The organism is Labrys monachus (assembly GCF_030814655.1).
Lineage (GTDB): Bacteria > Pseudomonadota > Alphaproteobacteria > Rhizobiales > Labraceae > Labrys > Labrys monacha.
On the sequence record NZ_JAUSVK010000001.1, the window covers coordinates 4,066,157 to 4,083,276 of the forward strand.

Consider the following 17,120-nt stretch of genomic DNA (forward strand, 5'->3'; position numbering starts at 1 on the left):
TCGGCTGTCGCGGCGGCCATCGGCCGTCCCTCTTTCTATCGCAGCCGGATGTCGCATGCCAATGCTGTTTTAGACGGCCTCTTCCGCCAGGAATGCCAGAACGCCTTGCTTGAAGACCTTGTCGCCCACCGCCGGATTGTGATCGCGGCCGGGGATATCGAGCACGCTGGCATTGGGCAGGAGATCGGCGAGGTCCCGCGCCGAGCCGGCGATCGGATCCCGGGTGCCGACCGCCACCAGCACGGGCTGCACGATCCGCGCGGCCTCGGCCGGATTGAGCTGCACGCGCGAACCGCGGATGCAGGCGGCGAGCGCGCGGCGGTCGGAGCCGGTCTGATCGGCGAAGGCGCGGAACATCCGGCCCATGGCGTCGTGGACGTCGGCCAGGCTCGGCGCCTCCATGGCCTGCGCGATCGTCGGCGGCAGGCCCTCGCCCCGCACCAGATGGATGCCGAGGCCGCCGAGGATCAGGGCATCGACCCGGTGGGGATGGTCGAGGGCCATGAAGGCGGCGATGCGCGCGCCCATGGAATATCCCATCACCGGCGCCGAGCCGATGCGCAGATGGTCGAGCAGCGCCGCGGCGTCGCCCGCCATGCGGGCGGGATGATAGGCGTCCGGCACGTGGGGCTTGGACGATTGCCCATGGCCGCGGTTGTCGAAGGCGATCACCCGCCGCCCCTGCCGCTTCAGGAGATCGACCCATCCGGTGCCGACCCAATTGACCTGGTGGTTGGAGCCGAAGCCGTGAATGAGCAGGATCGGCTCCCCCTCGCCTTCGTCGACATAGGCGATCTCGAGGCCTTCATGGTCGAAATGCAGCATCGTCGCGATGTCCCTCATGCCAAAAACACCGGGCTAGCCCCTATCGCATCGCGGCCGCCGCCGCTATGGTCCGCCGCACGGCAATTGCGGACTTTGATGATGGCTGACCATTCCATTCCCCACTTCCACAACGATCTCGGCGTCGCTGTCGTTCACGTCGGCTCGAAGGAGTTCATGTGCATGGGCGCCAATTCGCCCTTCGACCATCCGCACATCTTCATCGACATGGGCGCGGACGACGAGGCCGTGTGCTCCTATTGCTCCACGCTTTACAAATATGATCCGAAACTGCCGGCAGGCGCTGCCGATCCGGCCGCCTGCGCAGTGATCGCCGACGCCGCCTGATCGCGTCATGTCGCATTCCCCGGCCGGACCCGTCGCCATCGCCGGCGCCGGCATCGGCGGCCTTACGGCCGCCCTTGCCTTGGCACGACGCGGTTTCGAGGTCACCGTCTTCGAGCGCGCGGACGTGCTGGAAGCAGCCGGGGCCGGCATCCAGCTCACGCCCAACGCGCTGAACGTGCTGTTCGGGCTCGGGCTCGGGCCGGCGCTGGAAGCGCCGATGGTGAGCGTCGACAGCATTTTCGTCCGGCGGGGCTCGAACGGGCGCCTGGTCGCACGGCTGCCGCTGGAAGCCTTCGCCCATCGATGGGGCACGCCCTACGGGGTCATCCACCGCGCCGACCTCCAGGCCGCCCTGCTCGGCGCCGTCGAGGCCGAGGCGGGGATCACCCTTCATTACGGCGATGCGATCGACGCCGCGGAACAGGATGGCAGCGGCGTCGGCCTGCGCTTCGCCTCGGGCCGGCGGGAGCGCATGACCGCGCTGATCGGCGCCGACGGGCTGTGGTCCTCCGTCCGGCGCAGTCTCGGGCGCATCGAGCCGCCGCGCTTTGCCGGCCGACGCGCCTGGCGCACGGTCATCGCCATGACGGACGCCCCGCCCCTCCTCCAGGGCAGGGCGACGGGGCTCTGGCTCGGCGCCCACGCCCATCTGGTGCATTATCCGGTGCGGGGCGGCAGCCAGCTCAATCTCGTTGCGGTGACGCAGGACGGCGACAGCGCGCCCGGCTGGTCCACGCCGCAGGACACGCGCCGGCTGCGGCCGCATTTCGCCGGCTGGGATCCTCGCATCCGTGCCCTGCTCGCGGCCTGTCCGGACTGGCGGACCTGGCCCTTGTTCGACCGGGCGGCCGATGCGGCGATGGCCGAGGGCCGCATCGCGCTTCTCGGCGACGCGGCGCATCCGATGCTGCCCTTCGCGGCCCAGGGCGGCGCCGCCGCCATCGAGGACGCGGCCGTCCTGGCGCTGGCGCTCGCCGCGCCCGGCGAGGACGACATCCCGGCCCGGCTGGCGCTCTATTCGGCCCGACGCCTGCCGCGGGTGACCCGGCTGCAGGCCGAAGCCCGCAGCAATGGCGAGCGCTACCACTGGTCCTGGCCCTTCTCCGCCGCACGCGACCTCGGCCTGGCGGCGATGGGCGGCCGCAAGCTCGTCGAGCGCTATGACTGGATCTATGGCTGGACGCCGACCGCCGGCGAACGGATCGCGCAAGGGGCTTGAGCAAAGGGCGGCGAGGCCTTAACAGGGACGGGTCGCGGACGTGGCGAAATCGGTAGACGCAGCAGACTTTGACCATCGAATTGGAGTGCCCGCGGGGAAATCCGCGGAGTAGAACCGCTCAAAGTCGGGGAACGCCGGGGGGCTCACGCTCCTGGCCAATCCCGAGCCAATCCCTCGTCGAGGGAAGGTGTAGAGACTGGACGGGCGGCACCTGCGGCCGAAAGGCATGGTGAAGGGACAGTCCAGACCACGAACGCCGCAAGGCGGCGGCGAAAGCCGAAGTGGTACGAAAATCTGCTTCTCTCTGAGAGTACGGGTTCGAGTCCCGTCGTCCGCACCAACCTTCGCGATTTTTTCGACGGAGCGATAGCGCTGCCCCGAAATTAAGGGGAGGTACAACGGGCAGGCGCCACCTTAGCGGAACTTAAGGCAGCGGCTGTGCGTTGCCGGCCATTAGAACTCACGAAGTAACCGGAGTCCCTGATGAGCCAGAATGCCGCCATCGCCCTGATCGTGATCGTGATTGTCGCCGCCGGGGCGGGCGCGTACATCTATCACGAACAGCATAAGAATTCGGTCGAGATCAGCATCGGCGACAAGGGCGTGAAGATTCAAGGGCCGTCCAACTAGCCGAGCCGTCAAGTGCCCACGGCGGCAAGGATTCATAGAGTCCATTCCCGCCCCCACTCCCTCCGCCATCCTTCCCCCCGCCGATCCTCGGAGCCTACGGCAACGGGCGAAACCCCTGCGCCGGAGGGATGGTGTTCCGGGCTTGGCCGCCCCTTCGAAGCGCCGAGGGAACTATTGCGGCCAGGAATTGTTGTTCCCGCGGCCCCTCGGATGCCTGCCGCTCACGGCGGCAACATGGAGCCCGAAGGGAATTCACATGAGCACAATCCTGATCATCGTTCTTGTCGTCCTTCTCCTCGGCGGCGGCGGCTTCTACGGTCGCGGCCGTTGGTTCTGAGCCGGACAGCCCGGCGTAAGCCGGCGGCTCTCGCCGCCGGACCGGGCTGCGGCCTCGCCTCGTGACGGCGTCCGCAGGCCCGCCGCTCAGCCTTCTCGGTTGGGCGTGCCGAGAACATGGGTGTTCGGCGGCAGCATGACTTCTTCGAAGGTCTGCGTGAACATCGCGGCGGCGAAGAAGGCGACCGCGCGCAAGGTCTCGGAGCCGACATTGACGAGGTCGTGGCGGACATTGGCGGGCAGCGCGAAGACGCTGCCGGGGCCGACCGGATGCTTGCCGTCGTCCATCAGCAATTCGCCGGTGCCGGCGATGATGTATTGGGTTTCCTCGGTGGCATCGGTATGCCAGCCGAGATGGTCGCCCGGCTCGATTTCATAGACGATCGTCGAGGATTGTGTGGCGCCGCGCCCGCCGCAGGTCGCGAAGGCGCCGGCCCAGCATACGGATTTATCCTGCGCTCCCTGCACATGGGCGCGCTCGAGCGTTTCGGAAGCGACGATGGGTATCACGGCGATCCTCCCCCTTGAAGGTCTCTGCAATCGGCGCGTCCACGTTAACGCCTTTTCGTCGCATTGGCATGACGCCGCTCCGGCGGCAGAAGCGATCGGAGCGCCTTTCGCACCTGTCCGCGGTCCGGCATGGAACGGCTGGGCTCAGGCCATCACAGGCCCAAGCCAGCGAGCCTGCGGACCCGCAAAGTCAGACCGCTTCTTCAAGCTGCGGCGCACGCCGTTCCACGGGGGCTGGAACCTCTCCCTGGCCATGGATGAAGCCGAGGAAGAAATCGTTGCAGAACGCGTTGGTCTCGATATTGGCGAAGCCCATCTTCAGCTTGGCCGGGACCTCACCCAGGTTTTCGATCAGTTCGGCCAGGCCTGCGTTGAAGCGCCTCGCCTTCTCGATCTGCGTGCGGGCATGGCGGCTGCGCAGAGCGGCCAGGGCCGGGTCGTAGATGCCGTCCTGTGCCCAACGCGAATGAGTCCGATGGCCCTGCAGCGCCACGGCCAGCGCCTTCTTCGGCCCCATGCGGATGCTGTCGGCAGCGATTTCCGCTTCCACCTGGGCGGGCTCGGGTTTGCCGAAATAGTAAAAATACGCCCGCTCAATTGTTGTGATCTGGCCCAGGATCACACCAAGTTTCCAAGCCGGTCCGTCATTCGCCACGGGATTGCCCTCTCTTCTTTCCGCTGCACGCGATCAATCGGCGTACACTACGAAATCGACCGCATAATCATCGCCTGCAGGGGGGTCTGGAACAATCCGTCAATTTTGACAGAGCCGGAGCGGCCGCGAGAAGCGCGGCGGCATGCCCGGCGGCACGCATGCATAGCAGGCAATCGGCCCCATATCGCTCAACGCCGCTCTCCGCCGCGGGTTCCGTCTTGCGTCGAAGGTCCGCGCATCAATCTTCAGGGGACCCGCAGGCCTGCCCGCTTTTGAAGCGCCGGCGAGAGCCCGGCGGCCGGGCCGGGCTGGGGAACCGGCTCGAAGCCGGAACTTCCTCGCGCCATGGCGGCCTCGGCCATTGCCGCCTGGACGCAGTCGACATAGTCGGCCACCGGCGGCAGGCTGGCGGCAAATCCCGCGAGGGCCGCCCCGCCGAGGATCACGGTGCGCGCTCCCGCCGCCGTCGCCCGGCGGACTTCCCCTTCCAGACGCCGGAGAACCGCGCCCGGGTCCCTCATCGCATCGAGGCCGGTACCGTCGAGGGCGAAGGTCCCGACATACCCGTCGCCGGCTCCCGCGAGACGGACCCTTTCGTCGATCATCGCGATCCAGGGCCGCCCGATGGTGAGGACGGCGAAAGGCCTTCCCCTGTCCCGGGCGGCGTGGAAGGAGGCCTCGGCAAAGCCGATCACCGGCACCGGCGCGATTTCCCGCAAGGCTTCGAGGCCGGGATCGCCGAAGCAGGCGAGGATCACGGCATCGCAGGCGTCCGCATGGGCCGCATAGGCGTCGACGGCGGCATGGGCGGCCACCGCGTAGGACAGGCGGCTGGCGATCACGGGAAAGCCGAAGGACGCGGTGACGGCGGCGAGTTCGGCGCCGGCGGGCAACCGAGCGAGCGCCGCCGTCCGGATCGCCGCGGTCATCGCCGTCGATATATTGGGATTGATCAGCAGCAGGCGCGTCATGCCGCCTCGCCGAACCGCGCCAGCCAGTGGCGGGCGATGGCATCGCGACGGGCGATCCAGGTCCCGCCGGTCTGCCGCATATGGCGCAGCACCGTCTCCAGCCCGTCGATCCGCCCTGCCCTGCCGATCATGCGCAGATGCAACCCGACCGACATCATGCGCGGCTGGTGCGCGCCTTCGCGCCAGAGCCGGTCATAGCTCGCGACGACATAATCGGCAAAGTCGCGGGCGCTGACGAAACGCTGGCTGCGGCTGTGGAAATGCATGTCGTTGGTGTCGAAGCTGTAGGGAAGCACCACATGCCGGCGGCCACCCGCCGAGGCGAAATAGGGCAGTTCGTCGTTATAGGCATCGCTGTCATAGAGGAAGCCGCCATGCTCGATAAGGAGGCGGCGCGTGTTCACCGACGGCGCGGAGCGGGTGTGCCAGCCGACCGGCGCCACGCCGGCCGCGCGGCGGATGGTCTCGGCCGTGCGGGCGATGGCCACGCGCTCGGCGGCCTCGGCCATGCCGGCATGGCGTTCCCAGCGCCAGCCATGGCAGGAGATCTCATGGCCGCGGGCGACGCCGTCGCGCGCCAGCCAGGGCGAGCGCTCGATGGCGCGGCCGCAGGCGCTCAGCGTCGCCGGGGCATCGCTGGCCGCCAGGGCCTGCATGATGCGCCAATAGCCGATGCGGGTGCCGTATTCGTAATGGGTGTCCTGGCAGGGGTCCGGATATCCCTCGATCTCGTCGATCGCCTCATAGACGCCCTCGTTGCGGTCGTCGCCGTCGGCGATCGAATGCTCGGCGCCTTCCTCGATGTTGACGACGAAGGAGACCGCCACGCGCGCCTCGCCGGGCCAGCGGGGGGCCGGCGGGTTCTCGCCATAGCCGATGAAGTCGCGTTCGGAGGAAGGGAAGGTCATGCCATGCTCACTGAAAAACAATGCCGACGGCCTGTCGGGCCGTCGACGGGGATTGCTCAGGGTCATCGCGGCGCAGCGACGCCGGTCGGAAAAGGCGCGGTGCGCCGCGGTCAATGGGAGATCGCGGCGAGGTTCTGTCCCGGCCGGATCGAGCGGGCGGCGAACAGGCAGAGAGCCGCCGCCAGCGCCGCGACAGCGCCCGATGCGGCGGCGACGGCCGGTGCCGCCCCGGCGCTCTGCAGCCCGCCATAGATCAGCGGGCCGAAGATGCCGCCCACCGGTCCGGCCACGTTGATATAGGCGGCTCCCGAACCGCGCATGCGCGTGGGATAGGATTCGCCGACATAGGCGAAGAACGGCGCGGCGGCGCCTTGGGCGAAGAACAGGACCAGCGCGTAGAACAGCACGACGACGGCGAAGCCCTGCGCCACGAACAGCAGCAGCACCGTGCAGATCGCCGCCATGACCTGCGCGGCGATCACCGTCTCGCGCCGTCCGATGCGGTCGCCGAGCCAGCCGAAGAAGAGATAGCCGAGCAGGGCGACGCCGTTGCCGATGAACACCGTCCACAGGGCGCTGGTGAGTTCGATGCCCTTGGTCTGCGCCAGCACCGATGTCGCGAGCACGGTCAGCTGCGAATCCGCGATGATCTTGAAGAAGAAGGTCGCGCCCAGGGCGATCGAATGGCGGCGCAGCGCCGGGGCGAACAGCGGAGCATAGGTGTTTCTGCTTTCGTTCGTACCAGGATCGAGCTGCCACTGCCCGCTCAACGTCTCGGCCTCGGCGGCCCGACCGGCCGCCTTGAGCCTGCGCAGGTGCTGGAGCTTGAGGAAATAGGGCGATTCCCTGAGGCCGAAGCGCAGGGCCAGCATCACCAAGAGCGGAAGCGCCGCCACCAGGAAGACGCCGCGCCAGCCGATGACGGGAAGCAGCACCGCCGCAAGGCCCGCCGACAGCATGACGCCGAGCGGCCAGCCGGCCTGCACGATACCGTAGAGGAAGCCCTTGCCCCGCGCCGAAAAGACCTCGTTGAGATAGGCGGCATTCACCGCCTGCTCGGACATGCCGAAGCCCGACAGGGCCCGGACGAGGACGAGCGACGCCGGACCAAGCGCCAGGGCGGTGAGGCCGGAGCTGATCGCCGCTCCCCCGGTCGTCGCCATCAGGGCGAAACGGCGGCCCACCAGGTCGATCATCGGGCCCACCGCGAGGGCGACGACGAGGGACCCGAGCCCGACCAGCGTCGCCACGAAGGAGGCCGTCGGATTGCTCCACTGGAACGCCTGCTGGATCGCCGGCAGGAGGTTGCCGAAAGTGATGAGATCGTAGACCGCGAAGGTCCAGGCCACGAGGGCCACGATCGCGGTGTAGGTGATCTGGCCGCTGGTGAAAGGCGCGAAATCCGGAGCGGCGGCGTCCCGGCCGTCCGCCGGTGCGCCGACATCGATTCCAGATGAATAGGCAGGCATATTCATCGTCGTAACTCCCTGGCCGCGACGCCGGAAGGGCATCGACAGCAGGACGCTATGTGAAACCTCAAATACGTACAATGACGATTGTCTACGAAAATTCCATCCGTCGAAACTTTGAGCATGATGCCCCATATTTTGGCAATATCGATGGAGAAATAGCCAATTTCAAAAGCATATTCCTTTGAATCGAGATCCGATTGTTGAAATAGTAGATATACACTATTTCACACGCCGGCAAACGTGGCGACCGGTCATGCCAGGCAGATGGCGCCGAGGGCGACGACAAGGCAGGCGCCGATACGCCGCGGCGTCAGTGTTTCGGCGAGGAAGACCCGGCCGATCACCGCCGCGAAGACGACGCTCGTCTCGCGCAGCGCCGTGATCGGCCCCGCCGGCCCGAGGGCGAACGCGGCGATGACGGCCGCATAGGCCACCAGCGAGAGCACGCCGCCGGCCAGCGCCTTGTGGGTCTCGCGCGACCGCAGATCCACCGCGAGCCTTCCACGCATCAGGACGAAGGTCGCGGGCAGGAGCGTGCCGTAGAGCAGGCAGATCCAGGTCGCATAGACCGCCGGGCTGGCCGCCTGCCGCACCCCGATCGCATCGACCATGGTGTAGCCGGCGATGAAGACCGCCGTCGCCAGCGCCAGCAGGATGGACGAAAGGCCCGCCCGCCCCCTGCCCGAAGCGAGGCTCATGATGCCGAGCGCGACGAGGACGACCCCGACCATCGGCAGCGGGGCGAGCGCCTGTCCGGCCAGGCCGAGGCCGCCCAGCGTCACCAGCAGCGGCACGCTGCCCCTGACGACGGGATAGACCTGCCCCAGCTCCCCGTGCCGGTAGGCGGCGACGAGAAAGACGCTGTAGCCGACCTGGAGGCAGGAGGAGAGCACGAGATACGGCCACGCCGAAGACGGCGGCAGGGGCAGCACGAAGGCGAAGGGGATGGCGACCGCCGTCATGGCGGAACTCATGACGGTGACGGTCCACAGCCTGTCCGCGCCGATGCGCAGGACCGCATTCCATGTCGCGTGCAGGACGGCCGCGAACAAGGCGAGCGCGATGACGGTGGGGGTCACGGCAGGTCGCCTCCCGCCGCCATGATCACGGGCACCATGGCGCGGAGGCTTCGGACGGCCTCCTCTTCCCGGCCGAGCTGGGCCAAGAGGGAAGCGCCTTCGAAGAGCATGAACAGCGCCGTGGCAGCATCGTCCGCCCGGTCGCCGGGCATCGCGCCGTCGAGAAGCAGCCGCAGGCGCTGCCTGAAGCCGTCCTTCTGCCGGGCGACCGCCGCGAAGACCGGGTGGCCGGGCTCCCCGAACTCGGCCAGGGCATGGGCGAAAAGGCAGCCGTGAAAATCCGCGCTGCGAAACCAGCGCTCATACCAGCCGACGATCGTTCCGATTTTTTCCCGCGGGGTCGTCGCCATGGCGGCCAGCCCGTCGAGCTGCGCTTCGAACCGCCTGGCACGATATTCGAGGACTTCGACGATGAGGCCGTCCTTGTTGGGAAAATGACGGTACATCGTCATCTTCGCCACGTCCGCTTCGGCGATGATGCGGTCGATGCCGACGGCGTGGTAGCCGGCGCGCTTGAACAGCCCATAGGCGGTCTCGACGATATGCCGGCGCTTGTCGATCGTCGGGGCGGCTCGAATCATGGGGGCACCAGGTGATGAGACAGGTCTGTCTCATCTATCGGCCCTATTGCCTCCCTCGTCAACGGCGTTCCGACCGCATGTCACCGCACGCGCAGGCGGCGGGTTCAGAGCGGCGCCGCCGGATGGGGCGAGGCATCATAGGCGCCCCAGACCGATTGGTCGTAATTCACCATCGATCCCGTCATCAGGCCCGATTCGTCGCTCGACAGGAAGGCGACGGCCCGGGCGACCTCATAGGGATCGATGAGCCGGCCGAAGGGCTGGGCTGCCGCCGCCGCCGCGAGCCAGTCGTCGGGCGCACCGTGGAATTCGCGCTGGATGCGGTCCTCGCCGTCGCTCGCCATCCAGCCGATGTTGAGGCCGTTGACGCGGATGCGGTTGCGCAGCACCGCATAGGCGGTGTTCTGCGTCAGCGTCGCCAGCGCCCCCTTGGAGCCGCAATAGGCGGCGATGAAGGGCTGGCCGGCCTTGGCCGACATCGAGCAGATGTTGACGATCGTTCCCTCGACGCTCTCCCGGCGCATCAGCTTGATCGCATCCTGCATCAGGAAGAACGGCGCGCGGACATTGACGGCGAACATCCTGTCGAAGAGGTCCGGCGTGGTGTCGAGGATGGTGCCGCGATCGGTGATCGCCGCCGCATTGACGAGGGCGTCGACGCGTCCGAATTCGGCATCCGCCTTCGCCATGACCGCGCGGCAATCCTCCACTCTGGCGAGATCGGCCGGCACGTAGACCACCCGGGCGCCGGTGACTTCGGCGATCTCGCGCGCCCGCGCCTCGCCCTTGTCGCGCGAGCGGCCGCAGATGACGATGCCCGCCGCGCCGCGCTCGCCGAACAGATGCGCGATCGCGGCGCCGAGCCCCTGCGTGCCGCCGGTAACGACGGCGATCTTACCCTCGAATTGACTCACGGTCCTGCCCTTCGATGATGATGCCGAATTGACGTTCCGAGCCTGTTTCCGCCGTCATTCCTCGCCGCTGCCCGGCCCGCCGGACGGCGCCTGAGGTCTCCTGCCGGCTCAGACGCCGACGCGCTGCTTCCTGCGGCCCTGCTGCTGGGCTCCGGCGGCTTCGAGCACGCGCGGATTCGCGCTGGTCTCGGGTACGCCGACGTCCCACCAGGCATCGCCCGGCGTCCAGGTGAAGGCGTCGGAGACGATCGAGATCACCGTCGTGCGATCGTTTCCTTTGGCCCAGTCGAGGGCCTGGCCGAGATCGGCGAGGCTCTCGACCTTGCGGGTCAGCGCGCCCATCGCCTGGGCATGTCCGGCGAAATCCACCGGGAACGGCTCCTTCACCCGGCAGTCGCGGATCAGATTGTTGAAGGAGGCGATGCCCTTGGCGTTCTGCAGGCGGTTGATGACGGCATAGCCGCCATTGTCGCAGACCACGACGATAAGCTTGTGGCCCGACAGCACGGTCGAATAGATGTCCGAATTCATCATCATGTAGCTGCCGTCGCCGACCATGACGATGGGCGTGCGGGACGGATCGGCCATCGCCGCACCCCACCCCGCGGCGATCTCGTAGCCCATGCAGGAGAAGCCGAACTCGCAGTCGAAGGTGTGGGGCGCCTTGACCCGCCAGTTCTTCATCACCTCGCCCGGCAATCCCCCGGCCGCAGTGATGAGGAGATCACGGTCGTCCGCCTTGGCGTTGACCACGCCGATGACCTGCGCATAGGTCGGCACGGGATCGTTGGTCGGCTTCTGGAAACCGTCGAGCATCGCGTTCCAGCGCGCGAATTCGAGGCGTCCCTTCTGCGTCCAGGCGGCGTCGGCCCGCCATCCCGCCATGCCCGCATCGAGTTCGGCGAGGGTTTCGCGGGCATCGCCGACCACCGCGAGCGCACGGTGCTTGGTCGCATCGTGCCGCGCCGCGTTGACGGAAACGAATTTGGCGTCCTGTCGGAAACAGGTCCAGGACCCCGTGGTGAAGTCCATCAGCCGCGTCCCCACGGCGAGAATCACGTCGGCCTCGGCCGCCAGGGCATTGGCCGAGGTCGAGCCGACGATGCCGATCGGGCCGATATGGGCCGGATGGTCATGCGTGAGGGCGCCCTTGCCGGCGATGGTCTCGGCCACGGGAATGCCGTGATCGGCGGCGAAGGCGCCGAGCGCGTCCTCGGCCCCGGAATAGCGTACGCCCCCACCCGAGATGATCAGCGGGCGCTTCGCTGCCCTCAACAGGGCGAGCGCCTGGGCGAGGCGGTCCCGGTCGGGACGCGGGCGCGGGATGGCATGGACGGTCTCCTCGAAGAAGGCGGCCGGGTAGTCCCAGGCGATCTCCTGCACGTCCTGCGGCAAGGCGAGGAAGGCGGGGCCGCAATCGGCAGGGTCCAGCAGGGTCGCGACGGCCTGCGGGAGGGAGGAGATGATCTGCTCGGGATGGACGATGCGGTCCCAGTAGCGCGTCACCGCCTTGAAGGCGTCGTTGACGTTGACGGTCGGGTCGCCGAAATGCTCGACCTGCTGCATCACCGGATCCGGCCGGCGGTTGATGAATGTGTCCCCCGAGATCATGAGGATCGGCAGGCGGTTGGCATGGGCGACGCCGGCCGCGGTGATCATGTTGAGCGCGCCGGGGCCGATCGAGGTGGCGGCGACCATGATCTGGCGGCGGCGCCTGGCCTTGGCGAAGCCGATCGCCGCCAGCGCCATCGACTGCTCGTTCTGGCCGCGCCAGGTCGGCAGCACCTCCCGCGCCGCTTCGAGCGCTTCGGACAGGCACGTGACGTTGCCGTGGCCGAAGATGGCGAAGACGCCGGGAAACAGCGGCGCTCTCTCGTCGTCGATGATGGTGAACTGGTTGCAGAGATAACGCACCACGGCCTGCGCCATCGTGCAGCGGATGGTCGACATTCGCTCCTCCCGTCCCTGCGGTGGATCGCCTCGCCGGGCGCTCCTTTTTGTTGCCGGAAGCTTATTGCGAAATGCCTCGGGCGCAAGGACTATCGGGGCACAAGCGCTGTTGAAGGCGTTCGATCGGCCCTGACGGTCAGCCCGTCCTCCCCGCCGCTTTGGTGCACGACATCCACGGGGGATCGCGCAAGGCGTGAAACGCCGCGGCCCCAGGGGATGAGGTGTCCTGAAGCGCCGCCATCGCCTTGACAGGCCTCGGCCTGCGACGATAGCCTCTCACTGGTCCGCTCAACGGACCAGCGATACAGTTTCGTTCCGGAACGACAGGGAGGCTTCCGGCCCCGCACCATGCGCTCTCGGGCGGCACGGGCGGCTGCCGCCATGCGCAATCACCGACGATCCAATCGGACGGCCCGGCCGGCGGCGAAGCGGTTTCGTCGCGGGCGAGCGCCGCCACAGTCGACCCGGAAACAACCAATTGCCGCCCGCAAAACAGAGGCGGCCACTCAGGGAGAGCATGTCCATGAAACGTCGTACCTTCGTCGGGCTGGCCTTGGCCACCGCCGCCTCCGCCGCCCTCGATCTCGGCATGGCGCAGCCGGCGGCCGCGGCCTCCAAGGAAATCGTCTATCTCACGCCGGGTCTCGACCTGCCGTTCTGGCGCTATCTGTCGAAAGGCGTCGAGAAGGTCGCCAAGGAGAAGGGCTACGGCTTCCAGGCGCTCGATTCCCACAACAGCGCCCAGACGCAGCTGCAGAACGCGCAGGATGCGATCGCCCGCGGCGTCGCCGGCATCGTGATCTCGCCGACCGACAGCTCGACGGCGCCGACCGTCCTGCAACTGGCCAAGCGCGCCAACATTCCCGTCGTCATCGGCGATATCGGCACCAACAGCGGCGAATATGTCTCCTTCATCATCTCGGACAATTACGAGGGCGCGAACGGCGTCGGCAAGGCGCTCGCCGAACTGCTGAAGGCGAAGGGCTGGCAGGACGGCTCGGTCGGCATCGTGTCGATCTCGCAGGCCCGCAAGAACGGCCAGGCCCGCACCAAGGGCTTCAAGGACGCGCTGGCGGCGGCCGGCATCAAGGGTGATGCGGGGCTGCAGCAGATGCAGTCCTACACCGCCGACGAAACCTTCAAGTTCACGCAGGACATGCTGACGGCCAATCCCGACATGCGGGCGCTGTTCGTGCAGACCGACCAGCCGGCGGTCGGCGCACTGCGCGCCATCAAGGCGGCGCATCGCGACGGGCAGGTCCTGGTCGCCGCCTTCGACGGCATTCCCGAATTCGTCGACCTCCTGAAGTCCGGCGACATCGTGGTCTCCGGCATGCAGCAGCCCTATTTGATGGGCGAGAAGTCGGCGCAGGCCCTGTTCACCCACCTGGAAGGCGGCACGCCGGAAAAGCAGATCCTGGTGCCGATCCTGGTGGTCACCAGCAAGAACATCGACCAATTGCTGCCGACGGTGAAGGAAACGGTGTTCGCCAACGAGGTGAAATGAGGCGGGGCGTCGGGATGACCGACGTCCCGTTCATGCATTGCGAGCCTTCTCCCGTGTCGGGAGAAGGTCCCGGCGGGGGATGAGGGTCTAAGCCTCGACTAGGACAACTCGATTGGTCACACTCGAATTGTCGAATGTCAGACCCTCATCCGGCGCTGCGCACCTCCTTCTCCCGCCTGGGAGAAGGAAAATCGCGACATTTTCTCTGAATCGATGCCTTCGTCATCCGCTCTCGAACAGCCCCTCTCCCGGATATATGCCACTTGACCGACGCGACCGACAGTTCCTCCGCACTCATGCTGACCGCGACCGGCATCGCCAGGAGCTTCGGGCGGACCCGCGCGCTGGTCGATGCCGATCTCGAGCTGCGCCGCGGCGAGGTTCACGGCCTGCTGGGCGCCAACGGGGCGGGAAAGTCGACGCTGTCGCGCGTGATCTGCGGCCTCATCAAGCCGGATGCCGGCGCCATCACCTATCTCGGCCAACCCCTGCGGCTGCAGTCGACGCGCGAGGCGCTGCGCGCCGGCATCGCCCTGGTGAGCCAGGAGACCAGCCTGGCGCCGGACATGCAGGTGATCGAGAACATCTTCCTGCCCGAACTCGGCCGGCCGGGACGGCTCTCCTATGCGAGGATGCGCCGCAAGGCCGGCGAGATCCTGCAGAGGCTCGGCCATGAACACGCCTTGCCGCTGGACGAGGAGGTCCGCCGCCTTTCCGCTGCGCAGCGCCAGCTCGTCGAGATCGCCAAGGCGCTGGCGCTCGATGCCAATCTCCTCATCTTCGACGAGCCGACCGCTTCGCTCAGCCCCACCGAGGTCGAGCGCCTCTTCGACATCATGGCGCGGCTGCGCGAGGACGGACGCGGCCTGATCTTCGTCTCCCACCGGCTGGAGGAGGTGTTCGCCATCACCGACCGGGTGACGATCATGCGCGAGGGCCGTACGGTCGCCCGATCGCTGCCGACCGCCGGCCTCGGCCAGTCCGACATCATCCGCCACATGGTCGGGCAGGACATCGGCATGGTCTATGCCCGGCGCGCTTCCGTGGAAACGGGCCGGGAGGAGCCGGTGGTTCTCGAAATCGAGAAGCTGGCGGCGCGGCCGGCGGTGCGCGACGTCTCCTTTTCGGTCCGCCGCGGCGAGATCGTCGGCCTGGGCGGGCTGGTCGGCGCCGGGCGTTCGGAAACGGCCGAGGCGATCTTCGGGCTCAGGCCCCGGACCGGGGGGACGATCAGGGTCGACGGCGCGCTCATCGATCCCCGCAAGCCCGCCGATGCGGTCCGGGCCGGCATCGGCATGGTGGCGGAAGACCGGCGCTACCAGAGCATCGTGCCGGACCTGACGGTACGCGAGAATCTCCTGCTCGCCCATATCGGCGCCGACAAGGGCTTCGGCCTGCGCTACGGGCGGCGGCAGCGCCAGCTGGAGACGCTGATCGCCAAGCTCGACCTCCCGGCCGACCGGCTCGACGCCAGCCTGCTCACCTTCTCCGGCGGCATGCAGCAGAAGGTGGTGATCGCGCGCTGGCTCCTGCTGGAACCCAAGGTCCTCATCCTCGACGAGCCGACCAAGGGCGTCGACATCGGCACGCGCACCTCGATCTACGCCATCCTGCGCGAGATCGCCGCCGGCGGCGTCGCCGTGCTCGTCATTTCCTCCGATTTCGAGGAATTGCTGGGACTGTGCAGCCGCATCGTCGTCATCAGCGACGGCGCCAGCATCGCCGACCTGCCGGCGGCGCTGCTCGACGAGGAAAAGCTGACGCTGCTCGCCGCACCGCGGACCTCGACCGCGCGCAACACCGAATTCCTGCGCGCGCTGACCGGCGAGCATGGCGGCACGGGCTTCTGGGCGCTGCTCGAGAAGAACGAGATCATCTGCCTGAGTTCCGCCGCTTCGGCCGGGGGCGTGGATATCGGCGTGCGCCCGGGCGAGGCGAGCCGCATCGACGCCACGCAGATCCCGCTCGCCCTCAGCCGCCGCGAGCCGTTCTTCGTGCCGGAAGCCGACAACCGGCGATCAACCATCCTCGTTCCCGTGCGCAGCCGGCGCGGGCACGACCTCGGCTGGGTGGGCCTCACCTTGCCCGGCACCAGCAATCTGCCGCCCCCTGCCGCCATCCAGGCGAAGGTGGCGACCCTCGGCGCGTCGGACTGACAGGCAAGGGCCAGGACATCGTGACAACCAACTCGCTTTCCTCCAAGACGGTCTTCAGCGGCCTGTTCCGCCGGCTCGAAATCCGCATGCTCGGCCTCGCCGTCGTCATCGCCGCCTGCCTGTCCGTCCTCTCCCCCTATTTCCTCACCAGCTCCAACCTCTTCAACATCCTCGACCAGTCGGTGGTGATCGGCATCGTCTCCGTCGGCATGACGATGGTGATCCTCACCGGCGGCATCGACCTGTCGGTCGGCTCGGTGGTCGGGGTGACCGGCATCATCCTCGGCCTCGCCCTGCAACAGCTGCCGATCCCCGTCGCGATCCTCTGCGCCGTCCTCGCCGGCGCCGGCATCGGCCTGGTCTCGGGCATCCTGACCGCCTATTTCGGCCTCGCCGCCTTCGTGGTCACCCTGGGCGTGATGGCGATCGGGCGCAGCCTCGCCTACATCTTCTCGGGCCAGACCGCGATTTCCGACATTCCGGATGCCCTGTCGAACATCGTCTATGCCACCGTGTTCGGCATTCCCAGCAACGTCCTGTTCCTGCTCGCCCTCTACATCATCGCCTGGGCCTATCTCACCTACACCAAGGGCGGGCGCACCATCTATGCCGTCGGCTCGAACAAGGAAGCCGCGCGCGCCGCGGGGCTGAACGTCCTGTTCTACTCGGTGCTGCCCTATGTCGTCTCCGGCGCCCTCGCGGCGGTGGCGGCCACCTTCTCCATCGCCCAGCTGCTCTCGGCCGATCCCTTGATGGGCAACCAGATGGAGCTCGACGCCATCGCCGCCGTGGTGATCGGCGGCGCCAGCCTGTTCGGCGGCCGCGGCACCATCATCGGCACGCTGTTCGGCGTGCTGATCATGGTGATGATCCGCAACGGCCTCAACCTGCTCAGGGTGTCGCCGTTCTGGCAGGGATCGGCCATCGGCACCATCATCATCGTGGCCCTGCTGATCGAGCGGCTGGTCAACTGGCGCTCGAACCGCTGAAGCATTTTCCAGAAAAGCCGACCGACTTTTCGATCAAGAAAATGCGTCAAAATAGGAAGATAGAGAAAAATTG

General features: G+C 67.5%; 16 protein-coding genes. 6 read left to right on the forward strand and 10 right to left on the reverse strand.

Translation table 11 applies throughout. The annotated features are described in order from the left end of the window. Window positions 1–69: 69 nt before the first annotated feature. Window positions 70–843, reverse strand: a complete 774-nt coding sequence (locus J3R73_RS18555; protein ID WP_307430052.1) for an alpha/beta fold hydrolase — start codon at window positions 841–843, stop codon at window positions 70–72. An 81-nt stretch (window positions 844–924) separates the two neighbouring features. Here J3R73_RS18555 and J3R73_RS18560 point away from each other — a divergent pair, with 81 nt between their 5' ends. The 3 genes from J3R73_RS18560 (at window position 925) to J3R73_RS18570 (ending at window position 3,019) form a co-directional block, all read left to right on the forward strand. Next, the gene (locus J3R73_RS18560; RefSeq protein ID WP_307430055.1) at window positions 925–1,170 is read left to right on the forward strand and encodes a zinc-finger domain-containing protein; all 246 of its coding nucleotides are present in this window, start codon (window positions 925–927) and stop codon (window positions 1,168–1,170) included. Between the two features lie 7 nt (window positions 1,171–1,177). After that, window positions 1,178–2,389 (forward strand): FAD-dependent monooxygenase, encoded by a 1,212-nt coding sequence (locus J3R73_RS18565; protein WP_307430057.1) that lies wholly within the window; start codon window positions 1,178–1,180, stop codon window positions 2,387–2,389. A gap of 483 nt (window positions 2,390–2,872) precedes the next feature. After that, on the forward strand, window positions 2,873–3,019 hold the full coding sequence (locus J3R73_RS18570; RefSeq protein WP_307430060.1) for a hypothetical protein: 147 nt from the start codon (window positions 2,873–2,875) through the stop codon (window positions 3,017–3,019). A gap of 423 nt (window positions 3,020–3,442) precedes the next feature. Here the strand turns inward: J3R73_RS18570 and J3R73_RS18575 are convergent, their stop codons facing one another. From J3R73_RS18575 to iolD, 9 genes are all read right to left on the reverse strand, one after another. After that, on the reverse strand, window positions 3,443–3,865 hold the full coding sequence (locus J3R73_RS18575; protein ID WP_307430064.1) for a cupin domain-containing protein: 423 nt from the start codon (window positions 3,863–3,865) through the stop codon (window positions 3,443–3,445). A 190-nt stretch (window positions 3,866–4,055) separates the two neighbouring features. Next, entirely contained in the window at window positions 4,056–4,487 is a 432-nt protein-coding gene (locus tag J3R73_RS18580) for a hypothetical protein (RefSeq protein WP_307430067.1), read from the reverse strand. A gap of 278 nt (window positions 4,488–4,765) precedes the next feature. After that, entirely contained in the window at window positions 4,766–5,491 is a 726-nt protein-coding gene (locus tag J3R73_RS18585; protein WP_307430070.1) for an aspartate/glutamate racemase family protein, read from the reverse strand. Then, entirely contained in the window at window positions 5,488–6,399 is a 912-nt protein-coding gene (locus J3R73_RS18590; protein ID WP_307430073.1) for a polysaccharide deacetylase family protein, read from the reverse strand. The genes J3R73_RS18585 and J3R73_RS18590 overlap by 4 nt, the downstream gene beginning before the upstream one ends. Before the next feature lie 110 nt (window positions 6,400–6,509). Next, window positions 6,510–7,874 carry an MFS transporter gene (locus J3R73_RS18595; protein ID WP_307430077.1) on the reverse strand — a complete coding sequence of 455 codons (1,365 nt, stop codon included), beginning with the start codon at window positions 7,872–7,874 and terminating at the stop codon, window positions 6,510–6,512. 248 nt (window positions 7,875–8,122) lie between these two features. Beyond that, window positions 8,123–8,950, reverse strand: coding sequence for an EamA family transporter (locus tag J3R73_RS18600; protein WP_307430079.1), 828 nt, complete (start codon window positions 8,948–8,950; stop codon window positions 8,123–8,125). After that, entirely contained in the window at window positions 8,947–9,531 is a 585-nt protein-coding gene (locus tag J3R73_RS18605; RefSeq protein WP_307430082.1) for a TetR/AcrR family transcriptional regulator, read from the reverse strand. The genes J3R73_RS18600 and J3R73_RS18605 overlap by 4 nt, the downstream gene beginning before the upstream one ends. Window positions 9,532–9,635: 104 nt before the next feature. Next, window positions 9,636–10,445 (reverse strand): SDR family oxidoreductase, encoded by an 810-nt coding sequence (locus J3R73_RS18610; RefSeq protein WP_307430085.1) that lies wholly within the window; start codon window positions 10,443–10,445, stop codon window positions 9,636–9,638. A gap of 108 nt (window positions 10,446–10,553) precedes the next feature. Beyond that, window positions 10,554–12,395 (reverse strand): 3D-(3,5/4)-trihydroxycyclohexane-1,2-dione acylhydrolase (decyclizing), encoded by a 1,842-nt coding sequence (iolD, locus tag J3R73_RS18615; protein ID WP_307430088.1) that lies wholly within the window; start codon window positions 12,393–12,395, stop codon window positions 10,554–10,556. A gap of 523 nt (window positions 12,396–12,918) precedes the next feature. On the opposite strand from iolD, the gene J3R73_RS18620 reads away from it, so the two are divergent. The 3 genes from J3R73_RS18620 to J3R73_RS18630 all read left to right on the forward strand — a co-directional run bounded on the left by J3R73_RS18620 (window position 12,919) and on the right by J3R73_RS18630 (window position 17,047). Then, window positions 12,919–13,902 (forward strand): substrate-binding domain-containing protein, encoded by a 984-nt coding sequence (locus tag J3R73_RS18620; protein WP_307430091.1) that lies wholly within the window; start codon window positions 12,919–12,921, stop codon window positions 13,900–13,902. A 263-nt stretch (window positions 13,903–14,165) separates the two neighbouring features. Beyond that, the gene (locus J3R73_RS18625) at window positions 14,166–16,058 is read left to right on the forward strand and encodes a sugar ABC transporter ATP-binding protein (protein WP_307430094.1); all 1,893 of its coding nucleotides are present in this window, start codon (window positions 14,166–14,168) and stop codon (window positions 16,056–16,058) included. 20 nt (window positions 16,059–16,078) lie between these two features. After that, window positions 16,079–17,047 carry an ABC transporter permease gene (locus J3R73_RS18630; protein WP_307430096.1) on the forward strand — a complete coding sequence of 323 codons (969 nt, stop codon included), beginning with the start codon at window positions 16,079–16,081 and terminating at the stop codon, window positions 17,045–17,047. Window positions 17,048–17,120 lie beyond the last annotated feature (73 nt).

Excerpts from the sequence above, each read along its gene's own strand:
- J3R73_RS18560 (WP_307430055.1), top strand. The coding sequence starts at position 925 with ATGGCTGACCATTCCATTCCCCACTTCCACAACGATCTCGGCGTCGCT.
- J3R73_RS18595 (WP_307430077.1), bottom strand. The coding sequence starts at position 7,874 with ATGAATATGCCTGCCTATTCATCTGGAATCGATGTCGGCGCACCGGCG.
- J3R73_RS18590 (WP_307430073.1), bottom strand. The coding sequence starts at position 6,399 with ATGACCTTCCCTTCCTCCGAACGCGACTTCATCGGCTATGGCGAGAAC.
- J3R73_RS18585 (WP_307430070.1), bottom strand. The coding sequence starts at position 5,491 with ATGACGCGCCTGCTGCTGATCAATCCCAATATATCGACGGCGATGACC.
- J3R73_RS18620 (WP_307430091.1), top strand. The coding sequence starts at position 12,919 with ATGAAACGTCGTACCTTCGTCGGGCTGGCCTTGGCCACCGCCGCCTCC.
- J3R73_RS18605 (WP_307430082.1), bottom strand. The coding sequence starts at position 9,531 with ATGATTCGAGCCGCCCCGACGATCGACAAGCGCCGGCATATCGTCGAG.
- J3R73_RS18570 (WP_307430060.1), top strand. The coding sequence starts at position 2,873 with ATGAGCCAGAATGCCGCCATCGCCCTGATCGTGATCGTGATTGTCGCC.
- iolD (WP_307430088.1), bottom strand. The coding sequence starts at position 12,395 with ATGTCGACCATCCGCTGCACGATGGCGCAGGCCGTGGTGCGTTATCTC.
- J3R73_RS18555 (WP_307430052.1), bottom strand. The coding sequence starts at position 843 with ATGAGGGACATCGCGACGATGCTGCATTTCGACCATGAAGGCCTCGAG.
- J3R73_RS18565 (WP_307430057.1), top strand. The coding sequence starts at position 1,178 with ATGTCGCATTCCCCGGCCGGACCCGTCGCCATCGCCGGCGCCGGCATC.